This window comes from Leptospira abararensis (genome assembly GCF_016918735.1).
Classification (GTDB): Bacteria; Spirochaetota; Leptospiria; order Leptospirales; family Leptospiraceae; genus Leptospira_A; species Leptospira_A abararensis.
In genome coordinates this window covers 1-15,603 of the sequence record NZ_JAFFPR010000050.1, presented here as the reverse complement: position 1 = coordinate 15,603, position 15,603 = coordinate 1, and the positions used below count along the sequence as shown (strand labels likewise).

18 protein-coding genes and 1 tRNA gene are annotated in these 15,603 nt (G+C 39.8%); 12 read left to right on the top strand and 7 right to left on the bottom strand.

Annotation, left to right across the window (positions count from 1 at the left end; translation table 11 throughout):
• Positions 1 to 34 precede the first annotated feature (34 nt).
• The 6 genes from JWG40_RS13675 to JWG40_RS13650 all read left to right on the top strand — a co-directional run bounded on the left by JWG40_RS13675 (position 35) and on the right by JWG40_RS13650 (position 5,219).
• A complete protein-coding gene (locus tag JWG40_RS13675; protein WP_205286351.1) occupies positions 35 to 937 on the top strand; it encodes a LysM peptidoglycan-binding domain-containing M23 family metallopeptidase in 903 nt (300 codons plus the stop codon).
• A gap of 46 nt (positions 938 to 983) precedes the next feature.
• Positions 984 to 2,159: an acyl-CoA dehydrogenase family protein gene (locus tag JWG40_RS13670; RefSeq protein WP_205286350.1), complete on the top strand. Its 1,176-nt coding sequence runs from the start codon at positions 984 to 986 to the stop codon at positions 2,157 to 2,159.
• A gap of 4 nt (positions 2,160 to 2,163) precedes the next feature.
• A complete protein-coding gene (locus JWG40_RS13665) occupies positions 2,164 to 3,192 on the top strand; it encodes a phosphotransferase family protein (RefSeq protein WP_205286349.1) in 1,029 nt (342 codons plus the stop codon).
• A 101-nt stretch (positions 3,193 to 3,293) separates the two neighbouring features.
• Positions 3,294 to 4,052 (top strand): EAL domain-containing protein, encoded by a 759-nt coding sequence (locus JWG40_RS13660; RefSeq protein ID WP_205286348.1) that lies wholly within the window; start codon positions 3,294 to 3,296, stop codon positions 4,050 to 4,052.
• Positions 4,053 to 4,127: 75 nt separating this feature from the next.
• Positions 4,128 to 4,505 carry a hypothetical protein gene (locus tag JWG40_RS13655; RefSeq protein WP_232369375.1) on the top strand — a complete coding sequence of 126 codons (378 nt, stop codon included), beginning with the start codon at positions 4,128 to 4,130 and terminating at the stop codon, positions 4,503 to 4,505.
• A complete protein-coding gene (locus JWG40_RS13650; protein WP_205286346.1) occupies positions 4,506 to 5,219 on the top strand; it encodes a histidine phosphatase family protein in 714 nt (237 codons plus the stop codon).
• Positions 5,220 to 5,315: 96 nt separating this feature from the next.
• Here the strand turns inward: JWG40_RS13650 and JWG40_RS13645 are convergent, their stop codons facing one another.
• Genes JWG40_RS13645 through JWG40_RS13630 form a run of 4 tightly spaced genes read right to left on the bottom strand, consistent with a single transcriptional unit; the run spans position 5,316 to position 7,838 of the window.
• The gene (locus JWG40_RS13645; protein ID WP_205286345.1) at positions 5,316 to 6,005 is read right to left on the bottom strand and encodes a hypothetical protein; all 690 of its coding nucleotides are present in this window, start codon (positions 6,003 to 6,005) and stop codon (positions 5,316 to 5,318) included.
• Between the two features lie 14 nt (positions 6,006 to 6,019).
• Positions 6,020 to 7,036 carry an aldo/keto reductase gene (locus JWG40_RS13640; RefSeq protein ID WP_205286344.1) on the bottom strand — a complete coding sequence of 339 codons (1,017 nt, stop codon included), beginning with the start codon at positions 7,034 to 7,036 and terminating at the stop codon, positions 6,020 to 6,022.
• 1 nt (position 7,037) lies between these two features.
• A complete protein-coding gene (locus JWG40_RS13635) occupies positions 7,038 to 7,325 on the bottom strand; it encodes an acylphosphatase (protein WP_205286343.1) in 288 nt (95 codons plus the stop codon).
• Positions 7,326 to 7,346: 21 nt separating this feature from the next.
• Positions 7,347 to 7,838 carry an RNA pyrophosphohydrolase gene (locus tag JWG40_RS13630; protein ID WP_205286342.1) on the bottom strand — a complete coding sequence of 164 codons (492 nt, stop codon included), beginning with the start codon at positions 7,836 to 7,838 and terminating at the stop codon, positions 7,347 to 7,349.
• A gap of 99 nt (positions 7,839 to 7,937) precedes the next feature.
• Here JWG40_RS13630 and sixA point away from each other — a divergent pair, with 99 nt between their 5' ends.
• Both sixA and JWG40_RS13620 read left to right on the top strand, forming a co-directional pair.
• A complete protein-coding gene (gene sixA / locus JWG40_RS13625; RefSeq protein ID WP_205286341.1) occupies positions 7,938 to 8,426 on the top strand; it encodes a phosphohistidine phosphatase SixA in 489 nt (162 codons plus the stop codon).
• A gap of 60 nt (positions 8,427 to 8,486) precedes the next feature.
• Positions 8,487 to 8,558, top strand: a tRNA-Pro gene (locus JWG40_RS13620).
• An 82-nt stretch (positions 8,559 to 8,640) separates the two neighbouring features.
• Here the strand turns inward: JWG40_RS13620 and JWG40_RS13615 are convergent.
• A complete protein-coding gene (locus JWG40_RS13615) occupies positions 8,641 to 8,931 on the bottom strand; it encodes an LIMLP_16025 family protein (protein WP_002972751.1) in 291 nt (96 codons plus the stop codon).
• 44 nt (positions 8,932 to 8,975) lie between these two features.
• Here JWG40_RS13615 and JWG40_RS13610 point away from each other — a divergent pair, with 44 nt between their 5' ends.
• Both JWG40_RS13610 and JWG40_RS13605 read left to right on the top strand, forming a co-directional pair.
• A complete protein-coding gene (locus tag JWG40_RS13610; RefSeq protein ID WP_205286340.1) occupies positions 8,976 to 10,070 on the top strand; it encodes an arylesterase in 1,095 nt (364 codons plus the stop codon).
• An 83-nt stretch (positions 10,071 to 10,153) separates the two neighbouring features.
• Positions 10,154 to 10,684 carry a DUF1697 domain-containing protein gene (locus JWG40_RS13605; protein ID WP_205286339.1) on the top strand — a complete coding sequence of 177 codons (531 nt, stop codon included), beginning with the start codon at positions 10,154 to 10,156 and terminating at the stop codon, positions 10,682 to 10,684.
• A 670-nt stretch (positions 10,685 to 11,354) separates the two neighbouring features.
• Here JWG40_RS13605 and JWG40_RS13600 read toward each other — a convergent pair.
• Positions 11,355 to 11,945, bottom strand: coding sequence for a TetR/AcrR family transcriptional regulator (locus JWG40_RS13600; protein ID WP_205286338.1), 591 nt, complete (start codon positions 11,943 to 11,945; stop codon positions 11,355 to 11,357).
• Between the two features lie 142 nt (positions 11,946 to 12,087).
• Here JWG40_RS13600 and JWG40_RS13595 point away from each other — a divergent pair, with 142 nt between their 5' ends.
• Positions 12,088 to 12,837 carry an SDR family oxidoreductase gene (locus JWG40_RS13595; RefSeq protein ID WP_205286652.1) on the top strand — a complete coding sequence of 250 codons (750 nt, stop codon included), beginning with the start codon at positions 12,088 to 12,090 and terminating at the stop codon, positions 12,835 to 12,837.
• Here the strand turns inward: JWG40_RS13595 and JWG40_RS13590 are convergent.
• Positions 12,829 to 13,305 carry a crossover junction endodeoxyribonuclease RuvC gene (locus JWG40_RS13590; protein WP_205286337.1) on the bottom strand — a complete coding sequence of 159 codons (477 nt, stop codon included), beginning with the start codon at positions 13,303 to 13,305 and terminating at the stop codon, positions 12,829 to 12,831. The two genes, JWG40_RS13595 and JWG40_RS13590, sit on opposite strands and share 9 nt — an antisense overlap.
• Positions 13,306 to 13,438: 133 nt before the next feature.
• Here JWG40_RS13590 and JWG40_RS13585 point away from each other — a divergent pair, with 133 nt between their 5' ends.
• Positions 13,439 to 15,115: an acyl-CoA dehydrogenase family protein gene (locus tag JWG40_RS13585; protein ID WP_205286336.1), complete on the top strand. Its 1,677-nt coding sequence runs from the start codon at positions 13,439 to 13,441 to the stop codon at positions 15,113 to 15,115.
• Positions 15,116 to 15,603: the final 488 nt, after the last annotated feature.

The following is a 15,603-nucleotide window of genomic DNA, read 5'->3' as shown; positions in this document are numbered from 1 at the left end:
TTTGGGAAATGGTCGATATTCAAATCAGAAGATTATGTCTAAAACCGTCGATTTTCTAAAATGGGTCCTGTTTCTGGCCGCTATCAGTGGATTTCTACCCCTTATTTCAGGCCCCGTTAGTTTGGCGAATTTGGAATATTCGAATCCCTCTCTCAAAAATCTTCGCTCCGAAATCAAAGAAAACTTACGAATTTCAAAATCGGGAGCAAAAAGGGAAGAACTCATTCCCCTGAAATACTATCAATACAAGGTCCGAAAAGAGGATAACTTTTTCAAAATTATGGCTCGAACGGGAATGGATTTGGAAACTTTATCCTCAGTTAATGAGCTAAGCTCTCCTCATGATTTATCACCAGGAATGGTTTTAGAAATCCCTAATATGCGTGGAACCTTTCACCCAGAAGAAACTTCAGGGGATGAAAAAACAAAACAAACATTAGTCGAAAAGTATAATATCGATCCCAATAAATTACAATACGATTCAGGACGAGAAAAATGGTTTTTACCAGGAATCTCTATGGGGAAATCTGAAAAATCCTTCTTCTATGGATTTGGATTTCAGCTTCCATTAACGGAAGCTAGAATCTCATCTGGTTTTGGTAAACGATTAGATCCTTTCACTAAAAAAGATACCTTTCACGGAGGGATCGATTTAGCCGCCGAACAAGGATCAGACGTATTTTCCTCCATGGATGGCGAGGTTATTTTTAAAGGCAAACAAGGTGGTTACGGAAATTTAATCATTATAAAACATAGTTTGGGTTATGAAACTCGTTATGGACATCTATTCGATTTTAATATAAACCTAGGTCAGAAAGTAAAAAAGGGACAAAAAATTGGAGAAGTAGGACAAACAGGTAGAGCGACCGGTCCACATTTGCATTTTGAAATTAGAAGAAATTCAAAACGTGAAAGACCTATTTTTCGATCTCATTAAAAAAAGATTTTACGACTCATATTGATTCCTTTAATTCTGGGAATCAATGGACTTTGAAATTCCCCAAGAAGTGGAAACACTTCGCAAAAACATCCAAAACTTCATCACAAATGAAATCATTCCTCTGGAAAAACATTATGACTATGAAAAAGGTCGAATGCCAGAAGATATCAACCAACAAGCACGTGCTAAAGTAAAGGCTTTGGGTTATTGGACACCACACCTTCCTAAGTCAGAAGGTGGATTGGGATTAGATTTAATTGGCACCTGTATTATATTTAGTGAACTGGGTCGTTCACCCATTGCACCTTACATCTTTAATTGTGATGCCCCAGATGAAGGAAACATGCATTTGCTTTCTCTCGCCGCCACGGAAAAACAAAAAGAGCTCATCTTACATCCATTAATCAAAGGGACCTTGCGAACAGGATTTGCTATGACAGAACCTTCCCCTGGCGCTGGTTCCGATCCAACTTCTTTACAAACCAATGCTGAAAAACAAGGTGATAAGTACATTCTCAACGGCCGTAAATGGTACTGCACTGGAGCCAATGGCGCGAAGTATTTGATTGTGATGGCAAAGGTAAATGGAAGTTTTCGTAAAACCACTATGTTTCTTGTGCCAACCGATGCCAAAGGTTATACTATGGTTCGGGAAATTGAGCTTATGGGTTCGCATGGGCCCGGTGGACATTGTGAACTGAATTTTGAGAATGTAGAAGTTCCAGAAGATATGGTCCTCGGTCGTGTGGGAGAAGGGTTTCGTCTTTCTCAAGAAAGGCTTGGTCCCGCACGTTTAACACATTGTATGCGCTGGACAGGGATGGCAAGGCGAGCCTTATCGATTGCACGAAGTTATGCGAAAGAAAGAGAAGTGTTTAGCTCTCGTATTGCGGACCACCAAGGAATTCAATGGATGTTTGCCGAACGCGCCACAGAAATTGAAATGTCCTTCCTTCTCACATTAAAAGCCGCTTGGTTATTAAAAACAGGAAAAGATGCACGCCAAGAAACATCCATGGCAAAATGGAAGGTGAGCGAATCTTTATGTAATACGATTGATATGGCGATTCAAATCTGTGGAGGAAAAGGATACTCTCGTGACCTACCACTTGAGTTGTTTTATCGTGATGCTCGGGCAGCAAGGATTGCGGATGGACCATCAGAAGTACATAAAATGGTGATTGGTCGTAACTATGTATCCGAAAAATGGGATTTTTGAGGTTATGGAAATTAAGGAAATACAGGAAAAGGTAGAACTCCACTTATCTGCGATTTGGAAAGACAATGTTAAAGTTTCTCATATCCATCATTTGAGTGGGGGAGCCTGCCAAGACAATTACGCCTTGGACTTGGCAACTAATTCCGGTAAACAATCATTAGTTTTGCGTACGGACAAGGGAGGAAGTTTACTTTCTTCTCTTTCCAAGCGAGATGAGTTCAAAGTGGCCGAACTTGTTTACAAAGCCGGTGTCAAAACTCCTACGCCAGTGTTTTTAGAAGAAACTCCAGAGGTGATTGGTGCTCCCTTCTATCTTATGGAAAAAATTGGTGGTAAGGCAACGGGGCGTTACATCACCAAAGACAAGGAATTGGATTCCTATCGTAAAACAAATATGGTTTCTGACTTAGCAGAAAACTTAGCAAAACTCCACACAGTAAAACCAAGTTCGGTTTCCGATGAAGAGCTAAAACAAAAACTAAAACTCGTCACTATAGACAATTATATTTCGATTGCAATTGCCGATCTAAGACAGTCGTTAGACGAACTTCCCGAAGCCCACCCGGCCATTGAACTCTGTCTCTCTTGGTTAGAAACTCATGCTCCTTCCATTGATGAAATTGTTCTTGTTCATGGGGATTTTCGAACCGGAAATTTTATGATGAATGCCGAAGGCCTCCAAGGAATTTTAGATTATGAATTCGCTCACTTTGGGGACCGACACGAAGACATTGCATGGTTGTGTATGCGCGATTGGAGGTTTGGCCGACTGAGCAAAGAAGTTGGTGGTTTTGGAGACCGCAAAGATTTTTACGCGGCATACCAAAAGACTTCCGGTATCCTCGTGGATCCATTTAAGGTAATTTATTGGGAGATAATGGGGAATGTGCGCTGGGCCATAGGGAGTGCACAGCAAACGGAGCGGCACCTTTCCGGCAAAGACAAAGGGATTGAGCTTGCAGCCATTGGTCGGCGCACAGCAGAAATGGAATGGGAAGCCATGCGACTCATTGAGGAATTGGATTCAAATTAATATTTGCTTTTCCTTATATCGCTATACGGTATTGAGAATCAAAATCATTTACCTTGACTCTAAGCCTGGACCACTTTTTTTGGAAAGAGTCGGAGGTTCTTATGGAACAAACTCTAGAATTAGGAATGGATGTTTTCGAATTGCCGCGGTATTGGGAAGAGTATCAATCTTTGGAATCCCTCTATTGGGACGGTGCCTTTGCCACTGAATACCAACCAATCGTTTCCATTGCGGACAAAAAGACAGTCGCTTATGAAGCACTGGCAAGGTTCTTTACAAAGAATGGAAAAATTCCGCCAGACAGAGCTTTCCAAATAATGCATAATGATCCGGCTTTCTTTTTTGCCTTTGAGAAAAAGTTGAAGGATTTCCAAATTCAAAATCGACCGGAGGGATTTCCTTTATTTTTGAATATGGATGCCCATGTGTTTAGTAAGGAAATTCATGCAGATCATTGGGACTCGGTTCTTAAAAGTAATAAAAACATAGTATGCGAATTGATTGAAAACACTGATTATGCTTCTGTTGAAGACTCTAAGTTTTGTATGAACCATCTCAAAGAAATGAATATTCCATTTGCTCTAGATGATATTGGTGGACAAAATAACTTGTTTTGTTTTGAATTTTTGGAAGGTGTTAGTTATCTAAAATTTGATCGGCGTTGGTTGTTTTTACTTCGTACCGACAAACACTATGCCGAGATTTTAAAAGGATTTTTGGCATTTGCAAAAATGAAAAGTATCAAATGTATTTTGGAAGGGATTGAAACCCCGACCGATTTGGAAATCGCAACAAAAACTGGGTTTGATCTGGGACAAGGTTTTTTGTTTAAATACGGAACTTTACAGTCGGTCGCCTAATTTTAATTATGGGAGTTACTCGTGCAATATAGACCAGATACAAAGGAACTTATTTCCGCTATTCAGGATTTTTTAATGAAGGACCTGCTTCCTAAATTAGAAGGTGATGATCTATTATCCTATAAAGCATTAGTATCCTGGAACATGTTAGGTGTGCTTGCCAGAGAAACAGAATCACAAGAATTCGAATCTGATTGGGACAGTATTCAAAACTTAAATTTAAAGATTTCCCAATTGGAATCGGAATATGACAGAAACCAATTTTTAAATCTAAGCCGTAAAAAAAAATACAATCTTCTTCTTGAATGGAATAAAACCTTCGCCAAAGAAATCCGGAAACAAACAAAAGATAACACTGGTTTGAATTTGAAACCGGGTGGTCCCCTCTGGAATTTTACCAAAAACCAATTGAAAGAAACACTCAGCGTGTCCAACCCGAGGTTCCAAACTTAAATGTCTTTATTGTATTTGGTACGTCATGGACAGGCAGACAGACTCGGAAAAAATTACGACCAGTTAACGGAACATGGTTGGAAACAAGCAAAACTACTCGGTGACTATTTCAAAAGCCAACGAATCGAATTTGATTCTGTTTATACAGGCACACTCAATAGGCAAAAACAAACAGCACAAGGAATCATCGAAAGTTTTATAAACGATCGGTTTTGTATCCCTGATCCAGTTGAAAATTCAGCTTGGGACGAATTCGATTCTAAAATGTGGCTCGGTCTTGCAGCTAAGATTCGTCACGCAAACATTAATTTTGCAAAACTATATGAATCATACAAAAAGGCTTGGGAAGAAGGAAAAGAGGAAACCAGAGACTACTTCCAAGAACTAATTCAGATTGTTTTAAATGATTGGGTTCATGGAGTTTGGGATCCAGTGGAACCATATACATTCCAAGAATATGTGGAAAAAGTATCTTTTGGTCCAAAGGATATTCCCAGAAACGTAAAGAGCACTCTTGTGGTTTCTTCCAGTACTCCCATTGCCATCATGATGGGCCTTTCTTGTAAAATGTCTCCTGTAGAATTTCCTGTATTTATGAAGTCAATTACCAACTCTTCTCTCAGCATCTTTCGACGAGAAAAAGACCATTGGGAGCCAGTGAGTTGGAATAACACTCCTCACTTACAAGATCCAGATTTGGTGACATTAGTTTAGAAATTTCATAAGGTACGTTACAAATCAATTCGAAGTTGAGTGAATCGAGATGAATTCATATATTCCCAGCGATAGGAAAAAAATCAATTAGTTCTGTTATTGGGCAAATGAAGAAAGAAGTTTGATTCTATTTTTTGCTTTTTGTCCCCAACCGGTTCTAGGAAAATTCTTATATAAATGATCCATAGCGGCTAACTCTTCTTCGTTGGACTTACTGTAACGAATCTTAATTTTTGGTTCTTCTTGGAATTTAAAATCTACAGTTACATGAAAACTTCCCAGAAATACAACGGTTCCTGGTTGTAAGTCAATTCTTGATTTTTCTATTTCTGAACGTTCAAAATCTATATCAATTTTAGTAGGTTGTTTTGTACTTCCGAAGGCAAAGTCGGAAGCACCACGATTCAAAAGATGGACAGCATCATGAATTTCATATTGGCCTTCCTTTAAATTTTGAAAGTAATAGTAGTGTTCGGAGCTTTCATTGAATTCAAATGTTTTTTCCCCCTTTCTAAGGGTTACTTTTTGAAACCTGGGATCTATCAACTCATCCAAAACCATTTCATCTTTAACAATTGTCATATGAACAATGATGAGACTACTTTGTGCATTTTTAGGCCCAAAACTCGAACATTCTGGGAAGAGATAAGTGATTAAAAATAAAATCATTAACTTCCGAAAAATTCCCGAAGTAATCTTTTCGAATTTCGATATTTTTTTTCCCGATGGAAACTGTTCTCCATTGGATTGTTTTTCTAAATTCTGATCGGAGTGATTGGAACTCATTGATTTTTCTTACCTTAACCCATAGGGTATTGAATCTTTTTGGAAACAAGATTGATTTCCGATAAGATTTCATCTGATAGAATCACATCAGTTGCTTTTAAAGATTCATCTAGTTGGGCCACGGTATTAGCACCTATAATGGTCGAGGCAACATAATCATGTTGTTTACTCCAAGCAACGGAAAGAACTGTGGAACTCATACCATATTTTTCGGCAATGGCCATCAGTTCTACCGTGGAAGTCAAAGTGTTTTCATTTAGGAAACGGCTGGCCATTCGTTTTTGTCTTTCCCCTTCTGCCATATAACGAACAAATCGAGAACCTTCCGGAAGAACGGGTCCGTTGTATTTTCCTGTGAGTACACCACCAGCAAGAGGAGAATAAGGAAGTAAGGATACTCCTTCTTTTCGACAAACTTGTGCTAACTCATCTTCAAATCGACGATTCAGAATTGAAAAATTATTTTGAATGGAATCATAACGAATGAGATTGTGTTTTTCTGAAGTCCAAAGACTTTTCATAAGACCAAAAGAGGTTTCATTCGAACAACCGGCGTATCGAATTTTCCCTTCGTCTTTTAACTCTGTGAGTGCTTCCATAGTTTCATCATAAGCTACATCATGATCTGGCCAGTGTGTCTGGTACAAATCAATAGTTTCTACGCCTAATCTCTGTAAGGAGCCTTCAATCGCACGACGGATATGATATTTATCTAAAGCTGTTTTTCCTTCACGAAGGGGAGGACTAAACCATCCATGACCGGGGCCTGCCACTTTAGTGGCGATGAGGATTCCATCACGAGGTTTTGTTTTTAACCATTTTCCAAAAATCTCTTCTGTTCTATGAACCCAGGATTTTTGAGGGGGGACTGGGTAAATTTCGGCAGTGTCATAAAAGTCGATTCCGGCATCATAAGCACGATCTAAAATCCGAAACGCCTCATCTTCGTTACACGAGGAACCAAATGTCATGGTACCCATACAAATTTCGGATACCACCATGCCTGTTTTGCCAAGTCTTCGTTTTTTCATGTTATTTTTTAATTAAAAATGTTCGGAATTGGTTTTTGGGATCACTCCATTCGATGACATGATCTTTTACCTTTGCTTTGGTCGGTCCACGTTGCATAGCTCTGTACAAATCTTCGATAAAAAGTTTGTCTCCTTCTACAACGGCTTCTACTTCCCCATTGGGTAAGTTCTGTGTATAACCTTTGAGTCTCATCTCTTGGGCTTTTTGCAGGATGTAATAACGAAATCCAACCCCTTGTACCATTCCCCGTATTACAATTCGCGCTCTTGCTTCTTCTGATTTTGCCAAAGATTGTCTCCTTTCTAGAACTTACTTGGATTTTGATTTCTCGGCAATGTAATTTTGGATGGCCGATTTAAAAATAGGAACAAACTTTTTATAAACATCTCGTTTGAATTCCACAACCGCCTCGATGGTATCTTCAATTTCCATAAATTGGATGGTCAAAAACTCTTGTTCGTGATGGACCAAATCACATTCTTCCAAAGTCCCATCCCAATAGAAAAGGATCCATCTTTGTAGTTGGCCACGAAATTTTTGTAAGTGAGCGTTTAGGCCAAGGGAATTGGGAAAGTCGTAGGGAATCCAATCAGGATATTCCGTTACATAAGTTGCTTTTTTGATACCAAGTTCCTCATATAATTCTCGTTTAGCGGCATCCAAATAATCTTCGTCTTCATCAATGCCACCTTGAGGGAACTGCCAAGAACCTGGGAATTGTACTCGTTCCCCAACGATTACTTTTCCTAAAGAATTAAAAACCACCATGCCTACGTTTTTGCGGTAGGGTTTGTCTGTCATAATCCTTAGAATACCTCTATCATTCTTTTTCGCAAGAAATTCCTTAATTTTTTGTTTCTCCGTAAGTCCGTGGTTCCAATCTTGGGATTAGGAGAGACTATGAAGATCATTTTAGTTCGTCACGGTGAGGCTGAAAATGCAACTCCTACCATTTCCGATACCCAGCGGGAACTAACAGACAAAGGCGTCAGTGATATTCATAAAATCGGAAGATTCATAAAAAACTCTGCATTAGCAGTCAAACAAGTTTATTATAGTCCTTATCTTAGAACTAAACACACCGCCGAAATCCTTTCTGAAGAATTAAAGTATGGGGGAGAAATGTTGGCATCTGATGATCTGGCTGCCGGAAAAGGTTGTTCCGATATCATCTCTTGTTTAGTAAATTTTTCCAATTCCGATACAGTATTGTTAGTTGGTCACAATCCAGACATTACCTACTTTGCAGCAAGGCTCCTTGGAAATGCAACGGTAGCCGAAAACTTAATTTTCCAACCCGGTTCTACTATCGCCATCAACGTGGCTCGGGAGAAATTCGCACATGGGCAAATCATCTGGGCAATTTCTCCAGACAATCTCGGCATTTGAATTCTTATTAGTAAGGGGCTTGACCCGTTTTGGATCGTAAGGTTTTTGGATTTCAGAACACGGGGTGTAGCGCAGCGGTAGCGCACTTGTCTGGGGGGCAAGGGGTCGCCGGTTCAAATCCGGTCACTCCGAAGTTCAGATTAAAAAACCCAGCAGGCCTTGCGAACAAAACCTGCCGGAAGAAAATTCAGGATGGTGATATACAAAATAAAACTTAAGAAGGTTTTGTTTCGTTTCCTTCTTTGACTTTGTCTAAATACTTAACTACGTTGTCTTTGAGCTCGTCAAAACGAACGATTCCCCAAGCAATACCCATTTTTACTTTTAAGGCATTGTCACTGGTGTCGCTTTCGCCTTGTTCCTTTAACTTTTGAAAGTTGGTTTCGAATTTGCTTTTTTTCTCGTTTAGGTCCACGACAAGTTTCTCCCAAACTTCTTTGGAAGTCTTTACGGCACCAATTCCAGCATTTACGATATCTTGAAGCTTGTTTTCCACATTGCTCATCGGATGTTACTCCTTATGCTTCCATTATTTTGCAGTGCACAATAATGTCCAGAAAGATTTTTCTGGAGGAATCTGAATTCCTGAACCAAAATGGTCGGATGCGCGTAAAAACCTTATGGACTCTCCTTTCCATTTCCACCCTCGTTTTCCTAATTTTGGATTGCGGTGGCCGAATCCAGGAAAAGCCGATCGCTGGCTGTGAACGAATTTCAGGAACTCCCGGCCCGGAAGATCTAGATCTCATTCGAGAAACTTCTACTGTCATTGTGTCTTCTCATGAACGCCGCAATGGTCTGAAAGATATTGGAGCTTTATTCGAAGTTTCGCTCCAAGATACCAATCAGAAATTAGAATCCAAAAAAATAGAAACCAATTATCCTGAAAACTTTCGTCCGCATGGTATCAGTTATGCGAAAGTGAAAGGAGTGGATACTTTAGCTGTCATCTCACATACATTAGTGGATGAAAATCCACATACCATCGAAATCTTTGAACGTACAAAAGCGGGCAAATGGTCCCATACAAAAACTTTGAGTGATCCTACTCTCACAAGTCCGAACGATATCTTTATGAATGATTCTGGTGAAATTTTTGCATCGAATGACAATGGAACCAGTAACGCTTTTCGTAAGTATTGGGATATGATCATTCGCAGTGCCAGGGCTGACATTGCCTATTATGATGGAAAATCTTTCCAAGCATTGGAAGTTCCCGTCCTCCTCGGAAATGGAATTTATGTTCGTAAAAAAGGAAACGAGGAAGTATTGTATCGATCTGTGTTTGCAGAAAAAGCCATCCGCGTCTACCAAGTGGATCGCACTGCGGGAAAGATTAATTTAAAGTATTTGGAATCCATTGCCATTGGTGCGGGACCTGACAACATTATGGAAGATGAGAAGGGAATGCTTTGGCTTGCGGCCCATGATTCTACTTATAAATTCATTCGTCATGTCATGAACCGAACCAATTTAGCACCCACTCGCGTTTTCAAAATCAATCCTGCAAATAAAGAAGTAACAGAAGTCTACGCCAATGAAGGTGCGGAAATTTCTGCAGGAAGCACTGGCCTTGTTTTTAAAAACAAACTTTTGATTTCCCAAGTGTTTGAAGATTTTCTTTTGGTTTGCCCAAGGCCTTAAGGAAACGATCTTTTAGCGTTTATGGATCAGTTGGTTTCGAAAGAAGCCATCTGATGGATCGCAAATTTAGGATAAAACTCAAAATGAAATACATCGCATTGTTTAGAGGAATCAATGTAGGAGGAAACCGAAAAGTGGAGATGAAAAAACTAAAGGTTCTTTTTGAGTCCTTAGGGTTTACTGAGGTTTCCACTTATATCAATTCAGGGAATGTTATTTTTGAATCAAACCAAGATCCAAAAACGGTTCACTTAGTAATAACAACCGGTTTAGAAAAAAATTTCGATTTTGAAATTCCTACACTCGTTAAGACTGAAAAAGAAATGAAAAAAATTGCAGATGCTATCCCAAAAGATTGGCAAAACGATCCAACGCAAAGAACGGATATCGCCTATTTGTTTCCCGATATAGATTCAAAAAATACCATTGAGGAACTACCTTTCAAAAAAGATTTTGTCGATGTTCGTTATGTCAAAGGTGCCATCTTTTGGAATATTAAAAAAGAAAATGTGAACAAAAGCCAACTAGCCAAAATCATTAGCCATAAATTATATAAGTCCATGACGATCCGAAATGTGAATACGGCAAGGTTTTTGGTAGGAGAAAAAAAGTAAGAAGAAAATCGATTTCAACTATTTTGAATGTAAAAAGAAATTACAATAGGAACTTTAAAATTTATCTTTAAGTTTCTGATTAAAATATAAGGTTAATATATAATAACATTCTATCTACTTGATGAAAATTTCTAATGCCCACTTGCTAAAAATTATCCGTGTAAGAATTATTATAATATTTATACTGGCTTCATTACTTTATAGAATATTTTCCGTCTCTAATTCAATTCGCGTATCCGAATTCGCAGCGGGCGGATTCTCAATAATTTTTAATTATCTCCTATATTCATTTCTCTGCATTGTTTTCCAAATTTTGCCTTCATATTTTCTATACAAAAATATTTACAATCAGCATAAAAAACTCAAATCTTTGTACAAACTTTTAAAATATTATTGTTATTTCGGCTTACCAATACATTTAATTATAACTTTTCTAAGTTATCCTGAAATTATTTCTATATTACACTCTGTAACTCCAGATCTAATGCTCTTTTTGATATTTACTGTTTCTAAAAGAAAGAGATTATAAATTAATTAAAGCGGCAACTTCCTCCATTCGCATAACAGCATCGAAACGCTTAGAATCAGCAAATTGTCTTTTTTTCACTCACTTTCATCTGCAAGCTATGTGTCCAAGTACCAAACATCCAAAACAGCTCCTCGAATCCCCTCAAGCCAATCCCTTCAATACCGCTTCTATTGTCTGCACTAACAAAGGTTCACGATCCTCTTCGCAGTATTGGGCCACAAGTTTTGGATGGGTGAAAGCCGTGCCGGTGGTAATCAGGATTTCTGTGACCATTTTTATATCTTTCTTTTTCAACTTTTTTTGTTCCATGGCTTCCGTGACAAGAGTCGACATCTGCTTGCGCATATTTGATAAATGAGTTTGGATGAACGGTTTGGATTCTGATGCGGCAATATCAAAGGCTTTATACAATTCGGGATCTACTTTTACTTTCTCCAACTTCATTCGATGTAAATTTAAAAACCAAGTGAGAATCTTCTGCAGAGGATCTCGTTTTTCCAGAACCAACAAATCTTGCCTTTTGTCCAGATTCACAAGCCAACGTTCCGATACCGCATCAAGGAGCGCCGTTTTGTCTTGAAAATGGGAGTATAGTGCCGCGTGGCTGATTCTCATTTCTTTGGCCACATCCACCAGGCGAACCTTTTCAAATCCTTTGGCTCGCATTTGGTCGATGGCAATTTCTACCGCTTTATCTTGAATTTCCGAAGGGGTGAGACCAGTCCGTGGCATAGGGAAATTCTCGGATTTAAACCTTCCCGGTCAATTCGAAATTACAAAATGAAAAAAACGTTAGTTTTGAAACTTACGGACTTGACAATTTGTAACTTACATAATATTATAAATGTAAGTTACAAATATGGAAGGTAATCAGATGTTATGGAATGGAAATACAATACTCATCACGGGCGGAACAAGTGGGATTGGGCTGGCTTTGGCCAAGCGACTCGCAGGTCTCGGAAATCGAATAATAGTTTGCGGAACAAATGAAAAGAAACTGGAGGAGATTCGGAAATCATACCCTGATTGGGGAACGTATCTTTGTGATGTTTCTCGCCCCGAGGAAAGGGAACGATTGTTCTTGGAAACAACTAAGGATTATCCGGAGCTGAATGTATTATTCAATAATGCAGGAATCCAACGGTATCCTAAATTAAATGAAGTGGAACCTTGGTCGGAGATGGGAAAAGAAATCGATATCAACTTAGGGGCTCCCATTCACCTCTCTACGTTATTCGCTAAACACCTGTTTGCGAGAGAGAATGCTGCGATTTTAAATACCACTTCTGGTTTGTCCCACATTCCTTTGGCTTATGCTCCTGTGTATAGTGCCACCAAGGCTGCGTTACACTCTTTCACAATGACACTTAGGTTTCAATTTCGTAAGGAACCAATCAAAATCATTGAGGTTTCTCCTCCTATGGTGGACACAGATTTAGGAATCCCTAACACGCATACGGCGGGACTGAACTTAGATGAATATGCGGATACTGTGATCAGTGGATTACAAAAGGGAGATCTGGAAATCACAACAGGTTTTTCTACAATCTCAGCCAATGCTAGTCGAGAGAAGAAGGATGAAATCTTTTTGTCTATGAACCAGGCTCGGAGTGGATCAAACTAAAGACCGACCCACAAAGGCACAAGCGATGGCATCCCAAGAGTCATCGTGGCCTTTGAGATCCTTAAATCCTAATATCATTTGGATCGCTGCCCGAACTTCTTTTTTGGTAGCGTTTCCTTTTGTGGAGATTCCCTTTTTGATTTGGGTAGCTGTTAAAGATACTGCGGGAATTTGTTTTTCCCCCAGAGAAAGAAGGATGACCCCGCGGGATTCCGCGACCTTCATTCCTGTCGTGGTATTTTGAACAAAAAACAATTCTTCTACGGCCGCCGCATCCGGTTGGAATTCGGTGAGGATGTCCATCAGTTCCGATCGGATTTGGAGCAAATTGTCAGGAGAAGGGGTTTTCGGAGCCACCTCAATCGTTCCGTAAGTTAAAAGCGTTGGATTGCGACGAAGGCCTTCAGGAAAGGACAAAATGGCATATCCGACGCGGTGGGACCCAGGATCAATTCCTATGACTTTCAATAATTTCTTTCCTAGCTCCGTACTTTTGCCCAGTTTCGACCTCCCTGACCCAAAACCTAGTCTAAAAATGAAAATGACAGGGTACTTTCCTTCCGTATAGTGGAAGAAAACCACCCGCAGGAACGTTAAACACATGACCGCAACGGCAGTGAAACTCGAAAAATCCCAGGCGGAGAAGGCTCTAAGTTCTCAAGCCGCCCTCCTCAATGATATAACCAAACGACTCGCTCTGAAAAATTCCGACAACGGCAAAGTTTCTGTAAGCAAAATGGACAAAACGCAACATGTGTTTTACCAATTGGCTTGGATGACCGCTCAACAACGTGTTGCTGAGAACTTTATCGTTTATGCTTGGGATGCTTCCAAGGGAACGGGCGAAATGGAACAAAAAATGGCCCTTACTTTTGCGGCGGAAACTGTTTCAAACATTCGTTCCGAACTCGCAGCTCGCCCAGCGGAGTATGAACTCACATACCAAGAACTATTCTCTAAACTTTTTTCTGATGAGATCAACACTTTCGTAGAAGCAGCTTCCAAAATGGAAAACTATGAAGCGATCGTGGATAAGATCGTAGACCTGGGACACTTCGGTGCTTATGGCCTTTCTGAAGACCATGAAAACTTCCGTGGAATCTTCAAAGATTTTGCTGAAAACGTAGTGGTTCCTCATGCAGAACATGTCCACAGACATGACGACCTCATCCCACAAGAAATCATCAATGGATTAAAAGACATGGGTTGTTTCGGACTTTGTATTCCAGAACAATTTGGTGGAATCCAACCAGATGACCGTCCAGACAACATTTCCATGTTAGTGGTCACTGAAGAACTTTCACGTGGATCACTCGGTGCTGCGGGATCACTCATCACAAGACCAGAAATTATGTCCAAGGCTCTCCTCAAAGGGGGAACCGAAGAACAAAAAAACAAATGGTTACCACTACTTGCTTCCGGTGAAAAATTTGCAGGAATCATGGTAACAGAACCTAACTACGGTTCGGACGTTGCAGGTGTTTCTGTTACGGCAAAAGAAGTAGAGGGCGGATTTGTCATCAACGGTGTAAAAACTTGGTGTACATTTGCAGGTTATGCGAACCTTCTTCTTATCCTTTGTAGAACAGAATCGGATCCAAGTCTCAAACACAGAGGCCTTTCCATCCTACTTGCTGAAAAACCTTCGTTTGACGGACATGAGTTCAGTTACAAACAAGACGGCGGCGGAACCATCCAAGGAAAAGCAATCGGAACCATTGGTTATCGAGGAATGCACTCCTACGAAGTATCTTTTGAAGATTACTTTGTTCCTAAAGAAAACCTTCTTGGTGGAGATGCAGGACGTGGCAAAGGATTCTATTTCCAAATGGAAGGATTTGCTGGTGGACGGATCCAAACAGCAGCTCGTGCCAATGGTGTGATGCAAGCAGCATTAGAAGCAGCACTTCGTTATTCTCAAGAACGTAAAGTATTCGCAAAACCAATTTACGATTACACTCTAACTAAGTTCAAAATTGCGAAGATGGCTATGATTGTCCAAGCAACTCGCCAGTACACTAACTATGTAGCAACTCTACTCGATAACCACAAAGGTCAAATGGAAGCAACACTTGTAAAATTGTATGCTTCCAAAATTGCTGAGTGGGTCACTCGAGAAGCAATGCAAATTCACGGTGGTATGGGTTATGCGGAAGAGTATCCAGTATCACGTTACTTTGTGGATGCTCGCGTATTCTCTATCTTTGAAGGTGCGGAAGAAGTGATGGCTCTTCGTGTGGTTGCGAAGGACCTACTTGACCAAGCACTCGCTTCTTAATTAGAATCCAGAACTAAACTTTGTCGGGAGGGTGTAAACCTGACGGCAAAGGAGAAAGTGAAAAAGCTCGGAATCCCCGGGCTTTTTTATGTACTAAAACAAAATCGGTTTAAGTTAAATTATTTTCGTAGTAGGAGCATATGTTTAGGGATGTCGTTTTTAATCTCGTCTCGAGTTAGAAGTTTTAGGTGCAGGCTTGCATTCTTCGGGAACATCACAGAATGCTTGTATCATAAATACATACCCATCAATGTTTGTACAGATATTAATCCCTAATCTACGATATCTTTCCGCTTCAGGAGTTCTTTCACAAGCCAAAACGGTGGTTAGCAAACAATTGTTGGACTGTTTCTTTTCTCGATCGCATTTTCCCGTTACATTTGCTATTTCACGATCACAATTTGTGAATGAAAAAACTGTAATGAAAAGAAATAATAATCTTGTGGTCTGCATATTTAAACCTATTTTTTAAATAATATTTTCGGATG

Bases quoted from the DNA above. Each gene is read 5' to 3' on its own strand.
- JWG40_RS13675 (WP_205286351.1), top strand. From the start codon at position 35: ATGTCTAAAACCGTCGATTTTCTAAAATGGGTCCTGTTTCTGGCCGCT.
- JWG40_RS13670 (WP_205286350.1), top strand. From the start codon at position 984: ATGGACTTTGAAATTCCCCAAGAAGTGGAAACACTTCGCAAAAACATC.
- JWG40_RS13665 (WP_205286349.1), top strand. From the start codon at position 2,164: ATGGAAATTAAGGAAATACAGGAAAAGGTAGAACTCCACTTATCTGCG.
- JWG40_RS13660 (WP_205286348.1), top strand. From the start codon at position 3,294: ATGGAACAAACTCTAGAATTAGGAATGGATGTTTTCGAATTGCCGCGG.
- JWG40_RS13655 (WP_232369375.1), top strand. From the start codon at position 4,128: ATGAAGGACCTGCTTCCTAAATTAGAAGGTGATGATCTATTATCCTAT.
- JWG40_RS13650 (WP_205286346.1), top strand. From the start codon at position 4,506: ATGTCTTTATTGTATTTGGTACGTCATGGACAGGCAGACAGACTCGGA.
- JWG40_RS13645 (WP_205286345.1), bottom strand. From the start codon at position 6,005: ATGAGTTCCAATCACTCCGATCAGAATTTAGAAAAACAATCCAATGGA.
- JWG40_RS13640 (WP_205286344.1), bottom strand. From the start codon at position 7,036: ATGAAAAAACGAAGACTTGGCAAAACAGGCATGGTGGTATCCGAAATT.
- JWG40_RS13630 (WP_205286342.1), bottom strand. From the start codon at position 7,838: ATGACAGACAAACCCTACCGCAAAAACGTAGGCATGGTGGTTTTTAAT.
- sixA (WP_205286341.1), top strand. From the start codon at position 7,938: ATGAAGATCATTTTAGTTCGTCACGGTGAGGCTGAAAATGCAACTCCT.
- JWG40_RS13615 (WP_002972751.1), bottom strand. From the start codon at position 8,931: ATGAGCAATGTGGAAAACAAGCTTCAAGATATCGTAAATGCTGGAATT.
- JWG40_RS13610 (WP_205286340.1), top strand. From the start codon at position 8,976: ATGTCCAGAAAGATTTTTCTGGAGGAATCTGAATTCCTGAACCAAAAT.
- JWG40_RS13605 (WP_205286339.1), top strand. From the start codon at position 10,154: ATGAAATACATCGCATTGTTTAGAGGAATCAATGTAGGAGGAAACCGA.
- JWG40_RS13600 (WP_205286338.1), bottom strand. From the start codon at position 11,945: ATGCCACGGACTGGTCTCACCCCTTCGGAAATTCAAGATAAAGCGGTA.
- JWG40_RS13595 (WP_205286652.1), top strand. From the start codon at position 12,088: ATGTTATGGAATGGAAATACAATACTCATCACGGGCGGAACAAGTGGG.
- JWG40_RS13585 (WP_205286336.1), top strand. From the start codon at position 13,439: ATGACCGCAACGGCAGTGAAACTCGAAAAATCCCAGGCGGAGAAGGCT.